We start from the raw sequence: 15260 nt of genomic DNA, 5'->3' as shown, positions 1-15260 counted from the left end.
CCTTTGCTAGTTTCCCCCGCCCGCCGCGCCGCACAGCGCCACCGGCCGGGCCTGTAGCTCAATGGTTAGAGCCGACCGCTCATAACGGTCTGGTTGTAGGTTCGAGTCCTACCGGGCCCACCAAATCCGCCGACTGGCTTTGATTTTTCATTGCTTTTCGTCCGCTTTGTCCCATCAATGATTTTGGCAGCCGAAAGTGGGACACTCTTTCGGGCCGTCTGCGCGTCCAGCCGGGCGAAAGCGTTGCTCGCCATCAGCTTGCGTTGTGCCTTCCGCACATAGATTTCGGCGGTTTCGAGCTTCGACCAGCCGAACACGGCGCACAGCTCGGAAGCCGTCGCGCCGCTCTCGGCGAGAATCGTCGCTGCCGCTTTCCGCACGCCGTGTGCCGAGCAATGCGGCAGGCCGGCCTCATTGCACCAGTCGCGAAAGCGGTTGCCGAAGCTCTCCTTGGTGTAGGGCCGGCCGTGCGCCGAGACGATGAAGGACCGGTCGCCTGTCGGCGTTGCCGCGATGACCGCTTGAAGCTCCGCCCGCACCGGGATATCGATCCGCACCGCGCGGCGACGGCGGTTCTTCTCCTGCACGAACGAGAAATAGCCGCCGACGATGTGCTGCGGGCCGAGCGCGTAGATATCGCCGCGCCGGCCGCCCGTGTGCAGGAGCAGCGCCAGTGCCAGGCGGGCCTGAGAGCCGATCGGATGCGCCTTTTCGAACTGGCGCACCTCGTCAGGCGTCCAGGCATGGAAGCCCTCGGACGATGTGTTTATCTTCTTCACACCCGTCGCCGGGTTCGCCGCAATCAACCTTTCGCGCTCGCACCAGGCGAAGAAGGCCTTAAGATACTTCACCAGCTTGTCCGCCGCGCCCGGGCGTTCGCTGCGCTTGTCTCGGCTCTTTTCAATGTCCTCGCGCCGGAATGCAGCCAGCGGCAGCGGGCCGGCTTTCACGGCATAGCGGTCGAGCACGCTGCGCTTGTCGCGCTGCGTCGCCGCCTCATGCCCCTTGAACAGCGGCGAGGCATAATACCGGGTAAGGGCGTGCCGAAAGCTGCCCTCGGCCACCCGCTGCAGCTTGGGGCGGCCCTGCTCCTCCTCGACGCCGCGAACGGCACGGGAGTAAGCCGCCATGAATGCATCCGACAGGGTGCCGTCTTCGTTCAGCTTCGCCCGAAGCCGCACCTTCTTGCGGCCGGGCACGCGTACGTACCAGCGCACATTGCTCCGCTTGTCGATGTCCTGCACCAAGTAGCGGAGCTTCACCGGCGCCATCACAGCACCATTTCGTCGAGCGGATTGTGCGTCATCACCCCGTCCCGCAGCGCAAGCCAGTGCTCGCGAACCTGCTCGGTATCCCACAGCATCAGGCCGTCGACCTTGCGGCCCTTCGGCATGCGCCCGTCGCCCACCCACTTGTCGAAGGTGGAAGCCGACACACTCAGGCTCGCCGCCGCTTCCTCGCGCCGAAGCGCGAAGCGGGGCAAGGTCTGTTCCCTGAGTGAGCGCGTTGTCATGCCCCCTACCCTTTCCATCCGCGCACAAAAGCTTCGAGATCCTCGCGGGTGATTTCCAGCGGGGAAGTCTTGCCGCCGGCGCACCCTTTGCGCAGCGGCAGGTCTTTCCTTGACTTCCTCATGCGAAAGAATGTCGCCAGCGACACGCCGAGTTCGTGCGCAATGGCCTTGCTGCCCCGAATCCACTCGCTTTGAATGCCGGCGGTCATTGCTTTTCCTCGAGCAGCTTGGGGCGCCGAGGAGCAATGCGCCGTTTGGTGGCCAGACAGCCCGCGAGGCTTGCGATTGCGCTGACGCCGATCTCGACTTCAAACGAAATGCCCGGCACCGGCGCCCCATCGGCACGCTCCCGGCAGCGCTCTCCAAGGTCGGCAGCGGGCCTGGTTCGAAAGAACTCGTAGGCTTCTGGCGTCGGTCCGTGAAAATGCAGGGTGAACTCCCCGGCTAAGGTCCGATTGAAAGTGATGTAAGCGTCCCCACCCCAATCGTCAGGCGCCTTCAGCCGCATGCCGGATAGGACATGATTGCGGCTACCATCCTTGGATGGAAGGACAATTCCGTGATCCCTGACGCCCCCGACCAGGCACTGTAGAAATTCGCCGAGACTCTCCATTCGATCAGCCAGGTCGAAGCCCTCCAGATGATTGGCAGGATCGACAGCGCCGGACATCGGGGCAACGACAAGAGCGCCAGACAGCACTTCGATAGCGCGCGGCGCCTTGCGTACATTCGCGACTTCCGCCAAGCCGAGGAGCAGCTTGGCAACCTCACCCTCGCCCATATCGGAAGCCCCGTTCCCGCGTTTAGTCGTGGGAAGTAGCCCAGCTTCGCGGACGATGCGGGCATAGTTCTTCACGGTTGAGAGACCGCGCGGATCGTGTTTTGCGAGAGCGTCAACCAAGGCCGGCAGCTTTGCCATGTCGTCCTCCGTGATTGCGACTAAATCACAGAAACCGCCACCGGGCAACATTGTGCAAAAAACGCACATAGAGCGATTTTACACCATCCACAGACTATGCCCCTCAAGCACGGCACCCTTCTGACGAATTGGGTCACCGCTAATTTTGGCTTCGCACGCCGCGATTAAGCCCTCACGCCCTCCCGGAACAGATCGCAACATCGACCAGGCAGCGCATACGCGCTCGAACTTGGTGCCACGAGGATCATCGTCCGGCTCGATCAAACCGACGCCGACTCGCCCCAACCTCGCCCGCCCATAATCCAGCCGAATCGTAACGCCGTTGGTTTCCGCGCAGCGCATGAACGCGGACACTAAAGCGTCGACAGCGTCCGGCGGGGTGTGTTTTGAGCTGCCGAGAGCGCTGGTTGCCTCAATAGCCACGGGCACCGTCGCAGCAGCGGCCGGGCCAAACACCAGCGCCTTGGCGGCAGCGAGGAGAATCGAGCGACGTTCGATCATATCGCGCCCCCATTCCAGCCGCCGGGGTATTGCTCGAGCAAGCCGTCAAGATCGCCGATCCCGATTTCGGCCGGATCCTCCTCGCCCTCGTCATCGTCGATCGGACCGTCGTCGCCGTTGTCCTCTAGGTCCGATTCCCCGTCGAGTTCGTCGAGCAGTTCAATAAGCTCCTCGATCGTGCGCTCGGCGCGTTGGCGAAGCCGCCGGCGCTCGATCCACACATATTCAGGGACAAGGCTCTCTCGTTCGCGAACATGGGTGCCCATGCGCGTGCTCCTGTTGGTTGCTCAGTGATCTTGTGATATGAGAACTATCACTAGATCAAGGATCGATCAATAGGATATCAAACGATATGTCCGCGATCACGGGTGCACAGATACGTGCCGCTAGGGCACTTATTCGCTGGCGCGCCGAAGATGTGGCGAAGGCCTCGGGTGTTGGCGTAGCCACCGTTCGTCGGGCCGAGGCCGAAGACGGAACGACCTCAATGACCGCACCGAACGCAGCTGCGGTGAGGCGCGTTTTGGAGGAGGCCGGCGTCATCTTCGTAGCCGAGAATGGCGAAGGGCCCGGGGTGCGGTTGAGAAAGACGCGTCCTTCGACGACGGAACCGTGGTCGCCGAACTCAACGTCCCGAATGAAGGATGAGGGCTGAATGGCCGCTGCTGTCGGGTACTCGACGGATGAGATGAATGCTCGACTTTTGGCCGCGTCCAATCGGCAGGAAGGCCCAGAGGACGTCTCCAGGGCCGTTCTCCATGCTTACGTTGCTTGCCTGCGTTTCAATGATCTTGTTGAAGCCTCAGCCACGTTTCTAGCCGGGCCAGCCGTACTTCGCGGCGCGCTGCGTAACCGTCTTGTACGCCTAGCGCGAACCACTGCCGCGCCGGACCAACTGGCATTTCTTGCGTCTCGGCTGCTAGCGCTTAAACCGCTAGATCGGTTATCGCGAACGAGCTTGGATACGCTGCTCTCGGCTCTCTATGCCACATTCCTCCCCGATGATCGGCGTGCGGCGCTCGACCGCTGGATCGACATAGGCACCGCATCCGCGGCGGCGCGGTGGCTCAAAGCTATGTCGGATGACGAGATGATGTTCGACGCTCGCGCCATCTTGTCATACTGGCGAGAAAACAGGGATTGGCGCGCGGCGAAGGCGCTTGCCTACAAGGCGGGAACGGAGCTGCTGGCCGAGATCATGCCTGAATTAGTGCGTGGGACCGACCAAGGCTGGATCGTCAGCCGTGCGGCGACAAGACTTGGCCGATTGGAAGCCGCCGAATGGGACCACCTGAGATCCACGCATCCGGCGAGCTACCTCTACCTTTGTGCCCTACTCGGGCGGGACATCGAACCGGGCGACGCTATTCAACTCGTACGCCGCGCAGCCAAAGAAGATGGGAATCGACGAGGCTTGGCCATCTGGGCGTTGGGCAACATGGGTCTCGTAAAAGCCGTCGATGCGGTAAGTGATATGGCTGAAGAATTCCGGCAAGACGATCAAGATAAGTTGACGTCCGGACTACGCATATCGATTCGCTCCGAATTCACATGAATGCACTAGGCCAAGCATGCGCCGTCATTGCAATCTAAGTACACATGCAGGTTGTTGCGAGAAGCTCGCCCAATTCACGCCTCTTAATTCACTCTTAGCAGATGCTATGGACCTGCCGCTCGGTATCGGAGTATATTGCCTTTCAAGATCACTCCGTCACTTGTCTTGAAACGGCAATCGAAGTGAGCTGCCAGCCTTTCGGTTTTTTGACGTAGTCTTCTGGTTGACCTCAAAGAGGTGTCTCAGATGAGGTGCGAGCCGCGCCGCTAGGGCTTCAAGTTGCTCGTCAGGCACATAGGGTACACCCGACAAACCCTGGTGCGCGTCCTGAGCTATATCGGGCGAGCGGGACATTGACCGGTCAAGATCTCCCACTCCGAAATGCATTGTGACGCCGGGCAGCATAGACACCGCGAGAGCGTTGCGGTTCGCCGAACGAAGCCTCATGCGCGAACTTTTCTCATCGAAAAGTCGCACCTCGTCATAGCTAATGTCACATGTGGGCGGGTCTAAGAGATAATGGGGGCGAATGAGCTCACGAGCAACGAATCGACCGAGCCCGCCGAAAGCATCTGTCCAGAAGGTCCTAGCCCCGAGACTACCCGCGACCATTGCCCAAGACAGAACGGACGACCTACCAGCATCAAAGGCGTCGGCCAGACGGAGATCACGCTCGGCACTTCCGATCCTACTAATGACGTATCCCGCGCCAAATGCGAACAATGGCCACTCGGGTGTCGTCAGCGGCGGAATGCGGCTTCGAAGGTACCGCAAAAACCGAACCCTTTCCTCAGCGGACATCGCCTCTAGGTCGGTAAGCGGGTGGAGCACCGGCACCATAGAGAGCAACTCACCCAGATCATCGGACGTCAGGAACCTGCCTTCCTCTGGAAGCCGATCTCCCAAAAACCGCCCGCAGATATCGCGCAGCATCCGCGCGTTGGCAGAGGTCACTCTAGGTGCATCGGGCATTAATCCCAGAAGCACCTCGCGGACAAGGCCACCCGCAGGATCTCGGCCTTCAGAAGTTGGCCGCAGTTGGCGACGTACTCGGTCTAGCCTTTCACCCACGATAGAAACCGACCTAGCGCCGTAGAGACCCGCGGCGCGGCCTATTGCGAACGTTTCGGTCGCTAGCAGAACATTCAAAGATAGGCTGTCGTATGAGCGACCAGACAGGCTCATAGCTTCAGCCAACGTTGCGCTGGCCCAGGCGGCCTCAAAGCCAAAAAGGTTGGGAACGAGCCCTCCTTCGGGTGACGGGCGTACAATCTCATCGGGCGACAGAACCTGACACCAGCTGGATATGGGCGTCAGGTCGCCGTGAAAAGTCGCAAGCCAAGAGAAGAGCTCCTCTCTGGCGCTGTCTTCTATAACGATCGCACTCGGCTGAATGGACTGGTCCAACCAGATTACTACCATCTGCCGATTACCAAGCCGCGGCAGCATCTGGAGCGAATGCCACGCGCTACCTACGGCCGACCGGTCTCCACGGAGCGCGTCCGCTAAAGTGTCTCGTTCAACCAGCGCGAAATTCAGTTCAGTCATCGTCCTCGAAGAGCCTCTGAGGGGTTGGTGGAATGGCCCCAGATAAAATTGCTGGCAAAGCGCCGTGCCTATAGAGTGTCAGTGAACTCTTCGCGCGCGTCACGACCGTATACGCTTTCTGGCGTGTGAGATATGGGGTCGCGTCCGCGAACGGCCAGTGAAGCGCTCGAAATTCCAGTCCCTTACAGGACTGAACTGTAGTTATGCAGATTCTGCAATCTTGGCCGAACTGGCGATTGACGACGCCGGAATGGAATACGCCACAGCGGTTTCGGAGCTTCGGTATAGCCCGAAATCTCTCAAGAATGTCGTCACATTCTTCTGTCCGTCCAACGACCACACCCAGCAGATCGGACGGATCATTGTAGGTGTCGAGCTGCAAATCTAACGCTTCGGCCACAGCGGAAACTTGCGCCTCTGGAGACAGGGGTCCAATTACACTAGGTCTCGTCGGCGTCGGTCCAACATAGTGCGCATATTCAGCCAATGAGAAATCACTATTTCTAATTATCCGATCAGCCACTAAACAAATATCCTGGCTGATCCTAAAATGATGCCTTAGTTCAATTGTTCTATCGCAAAGTCCAGCTGCTGCAGCCATGACATCAGATGAGCGGTAAACCTGCTGTCGAATATCTCCAACGAGCATAACCCGGTCTGAGATGGAGGTTAGTAGCTTCAGCTCCGCTTCGCATAAATCTTGAATTTCGTCGATCAGCACTGCGTCGTACATTATTTTTCGACCTCTCAATGCAAGCAATTCGTTTGCGGCTTCAGCTCGCGCGCGATTTTGCTCCAAGAGATCTCCATCAACGGTCGGTGGATGCTCGCCATACGATTGGAAAAGCATGTCAACGAGCGATCTTTGTGTATGTATTAGTTCTGATGGGAAGCGATCATCGCCACTTAATGAGATGAATTCACGCAGAGTTCGCGAGAAAGTCACCAAAATTACGTTGGCGAGCTGGTGGGGCGGCAGCCGGAGAAACTGCCCACGATGAAGGAGTATGCTCGTCTTTCCTGAGCCTGGAGGGCCCAGGAGTAAATATTTTCCGGATGAGGGCAGGCCTTCAATCGCATTAATTTGGTCTTGATGAAGATCACGCCTACGACGCCATAGGAGACTCAATTTCCATCTCCCGTTGTGCTGTTGCCCGTAGGACGAATTATTTTCGCGGATGATTCCAAGAATAGATCGTAAGACTGATTAGCAGCGCCAATTGCAATATCAGGTGAGTCAGACGCGATGATTACGGCCGGAACGGACAAACATTTTTCTAAACGTTCAATTTTAGAACTTACCTCGATCCGAATACCTCCATCAACTTCGCTCAAATCAATTAAGACCTCGATTTCACTGCCGCAAGGTGCTGCTGGCGGACTCCACCATATCTTTATATGTGCATGCGAGCTGTGCATCACGGTACATGAATGCCTACAACTCAGCATCTTTCCGATCAATTTATTGTCTATACTCGACTCAATCGCGCGACCGAGCTCCGCCACGTCTAATTTTCGAACAGCGACACTGTAACTCTTATCTCCGCAGATGCCTAGAAATGCCTCGTTTTCTCGCTGGCGGTCCCGACCTAAGAAATCTTCCCAACTAACACTGGCCAACCGCTGCGTCGGATCTTTTTGGAGACACCGCTGCGCCAAATTAACAATGTAGTCTGGAACACCCACCCGCGCACCGACATGAGGCATACTAGTCGCCACCGCATATGCTATAAGATAACGGTTGTTTGTGGCCTGACGGACAACATCTTCGAAAAGCGGCTCTCCAGAAATCAGGTCGTGGATGAGTCCTCCAAGCTGATAGAAATTTAATGCTCTCCATAGCTCTGGACCAGCCGGTATAAGTCGAAACATGTACTCCGGCGAGCTATATCTAGCTGTAGCTACGAACGGCAACTTACCGTCGTCATCAGTGCCTGATCCGACAGGGTCATCGATTATCCTCGCTACACCGACGTCAACTAGAGTAGCCTTCGTAAATTGCTTATCTATGATAATATTGTCTGATTTTATATCACGGTGAGTTAAGCCAATATCTTCTAGATATTTTGCAGCCTCAGCGACCTGTCGGACTATCTCCGCGACAGATGGCGCTGGCACCAAACGAAGAACATCGGTTAACATGGATCCGGCTACTTGTTCCATCAACATAAATGGAGCGCCCTCAAACTCGTCAACGGCATAAATTTTGACGAGAGTAGGACAAGAGTGGTGGGTCAGCCGCTCCTTCACAATTTCTAGGCGCTTACGCGTGACCACACCCTGCCCGCCTTGAATGAAACGGGGGAAAAACACTTTGAGAGCGGCTTCACCCTCCGCCATATCTACCTTGAAAACCGCAGCGCTGCCGCCTTGACCAAGCAATTCACCGAGAGACCAACCTTTTTCTTCGCAAAGGCGACCTGCTTGTTCCTTTGCGTTGTCCCCCGCTACGTCACTCATGCCGGTTCCGCTGGATGCTCGAATTCAAACTTGCTGCCACGGCGCGCTCACTGCGAGTGTCATTTTTATGCCGAGGCAGGTAATCTGCGCTCTACTGTAGAAATCAAAGGCAGGGCGATTACGACGGGATCGGCCGGAATAAGTCAATACAGTGATACGGGCGAGACTACGTTCGTGTGCCGGTATCAAAGAACCATCATCTCCGGCGACCACTCGTCGCTCTCGTAGATGCTCGCCCCGCCCTCGGCGCTCGCGCGGGCGACTGCCATGGCGCAGGCGACGGCGCCGTCGATCCGGTCCCGGCTCTTGCCCTTGTGGAACATGCGGTTGCCGGCGCTGTCGGTGTGGACGGCGATGTTGTCGAAGCACCAGCGCAGGACGGGGTGCCCGCCATGGGTGAGCTGGCGCCCGACAATGGCGCGCTCCAGCTCCTTCACCGCCGGGGCCATCGTCACCCAGCCCTGCCGCATCTCGACGGCCGGCAGGCCATCCTCGAGCAGGTTGTTGAGGGTGTTGCGGGCGAGGTGCGGATCGAAGGCGATCTCCTGCACGGCGTAGCGCGAGCAAAGATCGCGGATCGTGTCTTCGACAGTGCGGAAGTCGACCACGTTGCCGGGTGTCGGGATGATGAAGCCCTGCTCCGCCCAGGTTGGGTAAGGCACGCCGTCACGTTCGGCACGGGCGCGCAGGTTCTCCTCGGGACAGAAGAACCACGGGTGGACGATGTAGCCGCCGGCCTCGTCGCGCCACGCGGCGATGACAGCCGTGAGGTCGTGATTGCTGGAGAGATCGACGCCAAGCCAGCAAGGCGCCAGCTCGAGGGCCTCGAGGAAGACCGAACCCGCGCCCTCGTCATAGACGTCCATGTCGACGAACGGATCGGCGGAGTGATCGAGCCAGATATTGAGGTTGAGCTGGCGGAAGGCCTCGCGGTCGCCGATCCGGCGCTGTCCCTCGCGGGCGAGTTGGCGAAGGCCTTCAAGGTCGGGATAGCCATAGGCGAGGCCGGGGTTCACACGGTGCCACACGGCTTCGTCCGTCCAATCGCAATCGCGGTCCGCCTCGAACAGGATCGGCAGGATCGAGGGATCGTCGACCTCGCCCCGCGCGACGCGGCGGGCATCATCCACAATGTCCCACGCAACGTTTTCCTGCCCCCGGCCGGCCGTGGTGGCGACGACGAGAAGAGAACCCTTCTGCTTCACCAAGCCGGAGCGCAGCACGTCCCATAGCTCGCGCTTGGGCCAGGCGTGCAGCTCGTCGGCGAGCACAAAGGCCGGCGTGCGCCCGTGCTGGGTGCCGGCATCTGCCGAGATCGCCTCATAGAACGATCCGTCACGCGGGAAGGTCAGGCGGTTGCGATAGTCGACGACGCGGGTGTTTGAAGCCGCCGCCGGCACGGTGCGGACGATACCGAGCGCCTCCGCAAAGGCGAGCCTCGCCTGCTTGCGGTCAGCAGCCGCCGAGATCACCTCGCCGCCCGGTACCCGCTCCGGCCCGATCGTGTGCAGCAGGGCGAGAGCGGCGGCGAGCGCGGTTTTCCGGTTTCCTCTCGGGAGCAGCAGCACCACGGTCTTGACGATGCGCGTGCCGTCTTCATGGCGAGGGCCATAGATGCGGCGCACGATCCGTTCCTGCCAGGGATCGAGCTGGAACGGCCGGCCGGGCAAGCTGCTCTTGGGGTGCTTCAGCATCCGGAGCCAGCGCACCGCGCGCTCGCCTCGCCCCATGGGGTCGGCAATCTCGCTGCCGTCGAAGATCCATTCGGGATAGGTCGAGCGTGCCATGGTCAATCACCCATTCCAAAGAGGTCATCCTGTCCGTCATCTGCCGCGCCACGGGCGGCCGGCCGAGATCGGCTGACAGGGGTAAGACCGAGCTCGCCGGCGAGCAGGCGCGCCTGCGTCTGGGCATCGGAGGAGATCGCCACGGCCGGGTGTTTCTTCGGCCCGGTCTTGCTGTGGTAGATCATGCCCTCGCTGGAGATCACCCGCTCAGCTTCCGCCGCCCGGCCGACCGCGACGCAATAATTCGCCAGGGTGGCGACGTCGGTCATGGTGAGGGTTCGGCGTTCCTCGATCAGGATCGGCGCCACGCGCTCCCACTCCGCGCGGGCATCCTCGGACAGCCAGTCCGGCGGATCCAGCGGGCCGCGCACCGGCGAGGAAGCCGGAACGATATGTTGGGGCTTGGCGCCACGCATGGCGATCACCTCTCCCATGACGGGGGCGCCGTCCGTTGCTCACCCCGATTCTGGGCGCGCTTCTCCTGTGCCTGCTTCCACCGGCTATGGCAGGAGGTGCAGAGCGGCTGCCAGTTGGAGCGCGACCAGAACAGGCGCTGATCGCCCTTGTGCGGGATGATGTGGTCGACGACGCAGGCCGGCGCGCCGCAGCCCGGCCGGGCGCAACGCGGATGCAGCTTCAGGAAGGCCGCGCGCTCGCGGTCCCACTTGCTGTCATAGCCGCGCTCCCGCGCCGGCGGTCGACGCTGGTCCTGTTCAGCCTTGCGCTTGCGTTGGCAGGGGCAGTGCTCGCCCGAGGCGATGCGATGGCCGCAGCCGCAGATGCGTGGTGCCCGGATCGGCATGGCGCCCTCACGCGAAGCCCGGCAGCCGATACGGCGCCAGGAGCTCGGTGACATCAGCGGGAAGCGCCGAGGTCATGCCATAGGAGAAGGAGCCGATGCCCTCGACGTCGTCGCTGCGCACCGTCTGGTCGCGGCCGCGCGTCAGGAAGGCATTCCGCACCGCGAGAATGGCCGCGCGCTCGATATCGGGCGGAAGATCGCGCGCCTCACCCGCCGGGAGGAAGCCGGCGGTGTAGTCCACCAAGACGCGGCCCGGCGACCAGATGGACCGGGCGCCGGAGGTGGTGAGGCGGTAGAGCGTGCCGGGGCCGGCATCGGCCTCATAAAGCGAGGGCGCCAGGGTGTTCGCCTCCGTGGTGACGGAGACGATTTCCGAGACGGGGAAGCGCGTCAGGACCAGCGCCTCGGCGGGCGCCGTCAGGTGGATCGTCTCGCGGACGCCCTCGCGCACTAGGCTGCGCCCGCACCAGCTCTCGATCGCGCGGCTCATCTGGGTGATGAGGCCATTGAGATAGCCGTCATGCTGGCTGTCGAGCGCCATCTCGAGCTCGGCTTTCACCGCTGCAAGGGTGGCGAGATCGCGGGTCGTCGCAGGCGCGGTGACGGTCAGCATGGCATTTCCTCGCGAATGAAAGGCGGGCGCAGCCTCACGCTGCGCCCGCCGGTGAGCCCTTGGCCTGCTATGGGGTGCAGGCTGGTGCTCGCGACCTTCCCCGCCTTGCCTCCCATCAACCCCGTTTGGCAGGGGGGCGCCGGAGAGGCGGGGTTTCCGTTGTTGGGCAGGCCGCTACATGCCCTCAGAGGGAGGCGCCCGAACGGGTCAGGCCACGGGACGCTCGCGCGCGTGGCCCTTGATGACGGTGGCCGAGAGCGGCGTGGCGGTGCCGTGCGTGCCGGAGAAGTCCGCCAGCAGCTTCAGGAACCGCTTGTTTCCGACATAGCCGACGCGGGTGATCGAGGGCGCGGCGTGGGCGGCGACCAGTGCCTTGACGATGCCGCCGGCGCCGACGCTGGCGAGCCCCTGCACGTCGTCGATCGTGACGGCGGTATAGGTCGCATCGTCATCCGAGTGCGTCAGCTTGAACTCGATCTTGTTCGTGCCGTTGAAGCTGATGCCGCCGATACCGACGTGGATCGCCAGCATGGCGGCGTCGAAGCCCTTGATGTCGATCGCCGATGGAGTGTTGTCCGCTCCATAGGCGGCCGGCGGGACGGCCTCGACGACGGCGATGTTGCTGATGATGTCGCGCATGGAAAGCCCTCCGGTGAGCGCGTGAAGGGGAATGGCGACCGTCAGGCCGCCATCTTGAGCTTGCGGAGCGCGCGGGCCTGCACGACGCCGGCGCCGGTGCGGCGGGTGGCGTGAATGCGGGTGATGCCTTCGGTGGCGCGGAGGTACGGATTGACGAGGATCGAGAGCGCCAGGCGGTCGACGATCCGGTAAGCCGTCGCGAAGTCGCCGAACAGGACGGGATAGGCGTTCGCCGCCACATCAGGCATGTCGACCGCTTCCACCACCGGCCGGCCGAGGAGCCGCTCCGGTTGACCCTCCTGATAGCTCGGCTGCCAGAGATAATTGCCCTGACCGTCCTTCATGGTGCGCAGCTTGGCGAGGGTGCCGCCGTTCATCAGCCAGGAACCGCGAACGCGGTAGGCCTGCGGCACAGCGTGCATGAGGGCGATGAGCTGGTCGGCGGAAAGGAGCGTCGCGTGCCCGTTGAGAATCTCGGGAATGCCGGCGGCTGTCAGCAGCCCTTCCGGCTGGAGCACGCCATTGCCGGAGACGAAGGCGAGGCCTTCCTTCTGGCCGAAGTCTTCCGCGAGGGCGAGCCGCACCTCCGCCTCAGCGACGCCGCCGCTGTCGGCGAGCAGCTGGTTGCTCACGTCGACATAGGTGTTCACCTCGCGGATCGGGATCTCAACCTGACCGAAGGCCGGTTCGCTGCCCTCCTGCGCCTGCGTCTCGCCCTTCCACTTGGCGTTGGTGATGCCGGTGCGTTTGGGATAGCTGACCGCCGGTGCAACCGTCGTGCGGACGGTGGCGAGGGTGCGGATCGGCGAGAACTCCACCAGGTCGCGGATGAACTCCGCCGACATCTCGGTCGGCGCGAGATAGCCGCCCTGCGTGTCGCTGGAGACGGTGAGCACCTTCAGCTCGGCATCGGGGGCGCGATCGCCATGGCGCATATAGGCGCCGAAGGCCTTCTGCTCGACGCTCGGCTCGCCCTTGGTCTCGGTGCCGCCCGGCCGGTTCATCTTCGCCTCGATCTTGTCGAGCCGCTCATTGAGCTTCGCCGCCGGATCGTCCTTCTTGTTGTCCGGCTTGGCGCCCTTGCCCTCCAGCGCCGTGATGCGGTCGCCGAGCGACTTCTGGCCATCGGTGACGGTCTTGGTGAGATCGCCGATCGCCTTGGTGACGATCTCATTCGGATCGTCGTTCTCACCCTTCAGGACGACCGCGCCGGGCGCCAGCGCATGCAGATAGGTATGCTTCATCGTCAGCTTCCTCGAATGGCCGCATCAGCGCGGCGGATGATGTCGGCGAGGGCGAGAGCGCCCGCTGCGGACTTGGCCGAAGTGACCTTCGCGCCGGGGTGCATGGGCGCGCTCACCAGCGACACCTCGAACAGCTCAAGCGCCTTGATGGTGCGCCCGCCGCCGGTGCGGGCCGTGGCCTTCTTGGTGACGAAGCCGATGGACAGGCCGCGCACGGCGCCGGCCTTCACCAGCGCGCGGACCTCGCGGGCGCGGGCCACCTCATCGACCAGCAGCCGGCCGGAGACGTGCAGCCCGTCCGCCTTCTCCTCGATGCGGTCCCAGGCGCCGACGGGATCATTGAGGTCGTGACCGAACAGCATCGGCAGCGGCAGCTTCAGCCCCTTGAAGGCGCCCGGCTCGATCCAGTCGCCGATGCGATCGGGTGCGCCGAACTTCCACGCCAGGCCGGAGATCAGGCCGCTATCGTCGGCGAGCACCTTGGTCTCGATGAAGGCGCGTTCCATCAGTCTTCCTCGCGGCGCGCCGGCCCGGTGGTGCGGGTGGTCACGGTGACGTTGGGATTGGCGTATTCCTCGCCGCCGGCGCGTGGCGGCAGGTCGAGCCAGTCGCGGCCCTCATTGGAGTTGAGAACCCGCGCCGAGATCAGCGAGGAAATGGCCGTGGCGCGCTCGGTCAGGCTGGCGCGGGTAAGGTCGTCACGATCGAAGGCCATGCGGTACTCGTGCCGCTCTTCCGGCGTGAACAGCGCCCGGCGCAATGCGCCCTCGAGCGCCCGCAACCAGGGCTCCAGCGAGTAGGTCAGGAACTCCTTGCCCATCTGCTCGGAGTTGGACCAAGTGGCGCGGTCCAATTCGTAGAGCATGCTCGGCGGCACGCGGAAGGCGCGGGCGACCTCGATAATCTGGAATTTGCGCAGCTCGAGGAACTGGGCATCCGTGCTGGCGAGGGTGAGCTGGGTGTATTTGGCGTCGTCATCCAGAACGGCAGTGCCGCCCGATTTGCCGGGGCCGTGCGCCGCATTCCAGCCGTCCTTGGCCCGCCGCGCACCCTCCGGGGTGAGCTTTCCCTTGAATGAGATCACGCCGGACGGCCGGGCCCCATCCTTGAACAGCCGGCCGGCGTGTTGCTCCATCACCTTGGCCACGCCGATCGCATCGGCCGCCAGCGACAGCGGACAGCGCGCGAAGGGCGAGCGCAGGTGCACCACGTCGTCCGCCGACACCGGCACATTGTTGATGCGGAAGCTCGGCTCCAGCCGGCCATCGCCGGAATAGTCGACCGTGAAGTGCGCCGGCTCATAGCGCACCAGCTCGATCACGCGCCCGTCGACCTTGTTCGCCAGAGCAAGCGACCCCTTGTCGCTGACGAGTGCGGCGCCGATCATGTCGCGGACGATGTCGAAAGCGCTGGTCCAGTCGTTCGGTCGATCGGCAAGCAGCCGTGCAACGGGATGATCCGGCGCCTCAACCTCGGCATCGCCGACGCGGCGCATGACCTTCAGGTCGAGGCAGGCCGCCGCTTCCGAGATCAGCCGGATCGCCGACTGTACGGCCGGCACGGTCAAGGCCTGAGCCGCTCCAACAGACAGGCCGGAGGGCAGCGCGCCGAACATCGCCTGAAGCTCCGAATCCGGAGCCGCCATGCTCTTGCGTTCCCTGAACCATCCCGCGACCCGC

At 62.1% G+C, this 15260-nt stretch carries 16 protein-coding genes, 1 tRNA gene and 1 pseudogene; 2 read left to right on the top strand and 16 right to left on the bottom strand.

All coding sequences use genetic code 11. The features are described 5' to 3' along the window. Nucleotides 1-47 precede the first annotated feature (47 nt). Nucleotides 48-123, top strand: a tRNA-Ile gene (locus BLO63_RS01500). Between the two features lie 152 nt (nt 124-275). On the opposite strand, the pseudogene BLO63_RS21510 reads toward BLO63_RS01500, so the two are convergent. From BLO63_RS21510 to BLO63_RS01470, 6 genes and pseudogenes are all read right to left on the bottom strand, one after another. Next, nucleotides 276-1130 (bottom strand): annotated as a pseudogene (locus tag BLO63_RS21510) (site-specific integrase); the annotation flags it as partial. A 140-nt stretch (nt 1131-1270) separates the two neighbouring features. Beyond that, the gene (locus BLO63_RS01490; protein WP_205409239.1) at nt 1271-1483 is read right to left on the bottom strand and encodes an XRE family transcriptional regulator; all 213 of its coding nucleotides are present in this window, start codon (nt 1481-1483) and stop codon (nt 1271-1273) included. A gap of 35 nt (nt 1484-1518) precedes the next feature. Then, entirely contained in the window at nt 1519-1722 is a 204-nt protein-coding gene (locus BLO63_RS01485) for a hypothetical protein (protein ID WP_091436143.1), read from the bottom strand. After that, a complete protein-coding gene (locus BLO63_RS01480) occupies nt 1719-2432 on the bottom strand; it encodes a hypothetical protein (RefSeq protein ID WP_143007041.1) in 714 nt (237 codons plus the stop codon). The genes BLO63_RS01485 and BLO63_RS01480 overlap by 4 nt, the downstream gene beginning before the upstream one ends. 78 nt (nt 2433-2510) lie before the next feature. Further along, complete coding sequence (locus BLO63_RS01475) at nt 2511-2933, bottom strand: hypothetical protein (RefSeq protein ID WP_091436140.1); 423 nt, start codon at nt 2931-2933, stop codon at nt 2511-2513. Next, nucleotides 2930-3199: a hypothetical protein gene (locus BLO63_RS01470; RefSeq protein WP_091436139.1), complete on the bottom strand. Its 270-nt coding sequence runs from the start codon at nt 3197-3199 to the stop codon at nt 2930-2932. Before BLO63_RS01470 ends, BLO63_RS01475 begins: the two co-directional genes overlap by 4 nt. Nucleotides 3200-3891: 692 nt before the next feature. Here BLO63_RS01470 and BLO63_RS01460 point away from each other — a divergent pair. Continuing rightward, entirely contained in the window at nt 3892-4488 is a 597-nt protein-coding gene (locus tag BLO63_RS01460; RefSeq protein ID WP_091436136.1) for a hypothetical protein, read from the top strand. A gap of 1540 nt (nt 4489-6028) precedes the next feature. Here the strand turns inward: BLO63_RS01460 and BLO63_RS01455 are convergent. The 10 genes from BLO63_RS01455 to BLO63_RS01410 form a co-directional block, all read right to left on the bottom strand. Next, the gene (locus BLO63_RS01455; RefSeq protein WP_162841746.1) at nt 6029-7165 is read right to left on the bottom strand and encodes an AAA family ATPase; all 1137 of its coding nucleotides are present in this window, start codon (nt 7163-7165) and stop codon (nt 6029-6031) included. Then, nucleotides 7162-8496 carry a protein kinase domain-containing protein gene (locus BLO63_RS01450; protein ID WP_091436132.1) on the bottom strand — a complete coding sequence of 445 codons (1335 nt, stop codon included), beginning with the start codon at nt 8494-8496 and terminating at the stop codon, nt 7162-7164. The genes BLO63_RS01455 and BLO63_RS01450 overlap by 4 nt, the downstream gene beginning before the upstream one ends. Nucleotides 8497-8681: 185 nt before the next feature. Continuing rightward, nucleotides 8682-10283 (bottom strand): terminase large subunit, encoded by a 1602-nt coding sequence (locus BLO63_RS01445; protein WP_091436131.1) that lies wholly within the window; start codon nt 10281-10283, stop codon nt 8682-8684. Nucleotides 10284-10285: 2 nt separating this feature from the next. Beyond that, entirely contained in the window at nt 10286-10699 is a 414-nt protein-coding gene (locus BLO63_RS01440; protein WP_244517546.1) for a phage terminase small subunit P27 family, read from the bottom strand. Between the two features lie 5 nt (nt 10700-10704). Beyond that, nucleotides 10705-11085 (bottom strand): HNH endonuclease signature motif containing protein, encoded by a 381-nt coding sequence (locus BLO63_RS01435; protein ID WP_091436128.1) that lies wholly within the window; start codon nt 11083-11085, stop codon nt 10705-10707. A gap of 7 nt (nt 11086-11092) precedes the next feature. Then, nucleotides 11093-11698 carry a head-tail connector protein gene (locus BLO63_RS01430; protein ID WP_091436126.1) on the bottom strand — a complete coding sequence of 202 codons (606 nt, stop codon included), beginning with the start codon at nt 11696-11698 and terminating at the stop codon, nt 11093-11095. A gap of 207 nt (nt 11699-11905) precedes the next feature. Next, a complete protein-coding gene (locus BLO63_RS01425; protein ID WP_091436125.1) occupies nt 11906-12337 on the bottom strand; it encodes a hypothetical protein in 432 nt (143 codons plus the stop codon). 41 nt (nt 12338-12378) lie between these two features. Then, nucleotides 12379-13581: a phage major capsid protein gene (locus BLO63_RS01420; protein ID WP_091436123.1), complete on the bottom strand. Its 1203-nt coding sequence runs from the start codon at nt 13579-13581 to the stop codon at nt 12379-12381. 2 nt (nt 13582-13583) lie between these two features. Next, entirely contained in the window at nt 13584-14087 is a 504-nt protein-coding gene (locus tag BLO63_RS01415; RefSeq protein WP_091436122.1) for an HK97 family phage prohead protease, read from the bottom strand. Beyond that, nucleotides 14087-15226, bottom strand: coding sequence for a phage portal protein (locus BLO63_RS01410; protein ID WP_091436120.1), 1140 nt, complete (start codon nt 15224-15226; stop codon nt 14087-14089). The genes BLO63_RS01415 and BLO63_RS01410 overlap by 1 nt, the downstream gene beginning before the upstream one ends. Between the last annotated feature and the right edge of the window lie 34 nt (nt 15227-15260).

Origin of the sequence: Ancylobacter rudongensis, from assembly GCF_900100155.1 — a bacterium.
GTDB lineage: Bacteria > Pseudomonadota > Alphaproteobacteria > Rhizobiales > Xanthobacteraceae > Ancylobacter > Ancylobacter rudongensis.
This window is presented reverse-complemented; position numbering and strand designations above follow the sequence as displayed.

Coding starts and splice junctions, on each gene's coding strand:
- BLO63_RS01485 (WP_091436143.1), bottom strand. CDS start 1,722: ATGACCGCCGGCATTCAAAGCGAGTGGATTCGGGGCAGCAAGGCCATT.
- BLO63_RS01480 (WP_143007041.1), bottom strand. CDS start 2,432: ATGGCAAAGCTGCCGGCCTTGGTTGACGCTCTCGCAAAACACGATCCG.
- BLO63_RS01475 (WP_091436140.1), bottom strand. CDS start 2,933: ATGATCGAACGTCGCTCGATTCTCCTCGCTGCCGCCAAGGCGCTGGTG.
- BLO63_RS01470 (WP_091436139.1), bottom strand. CDS start 3,199: ATGGGCACCCATGTTCGCGAACGAGAGAGCCTTGTCCCTGAATATGTG.
- BLO63_RS01450 (WP_091436132.1), bottom strand. CDS start 8,496: ATGAGTGACGTAGCGGGGGACAACGCAAAGGAACAAGCAGGTCGCCTT.
- BLO63_RS01445 (WP_091436131.1), bottom strand. CDS start 10,283: ATGGCACGCTCGACCTATCCCGAATGGATCTTCGACGGCAGCGAGATT.
- BLO63_RS01440 (WP_244517546.1), bottom strand. CDS start 10,699: ATGCGTGGCGCCAAGCCCCAACATATCGTTCCGGCTTCCTCGCCGGTG.
- BLO63_RS01435 (WP_091436128.1), bottom strand. CDS start 11,085: ATGCCGATCCGGGCACCACGCATCTGCGGCTGCGGCCATCGCATCGCC.
- BLO63_RS01430 (WP_091436126.1), bottom strand. CDS start 11,698: ATGCTGACCGTCACCGCGCCTGCGACGACCCGCGATCTCGCCACCCTT.
- BLO63_RS01425 (WP_091436125.1), bottom strand. CDS start 12,337: ATGCGCGACATCATCAGCAACATCGCCGTCGTCGAGGCCGTCCCGCCG.
- BLO63_RS01420 (WP_091436123.1), bottom strand. CDS start 13,581: ATGAAGCATACCTATCTGCATGCGCTGGCGCCCGGCGCGGTCGTCCTG.
- BLO63_RS01415 (WP_091436122.1), bottom strand. CDS start 14,087: ATGGAACGCGCCTTCATCGAGACCAAGGTGCTCGCCGACGATAGCGGC.
- BLO63_RS01410 (WP_091436120.1), bottom strand. CDS start 15,226: ATGGCGGCTCCGGATTCGGAGCTTCAGGCGATGTTCGGCGCGCTGCCC.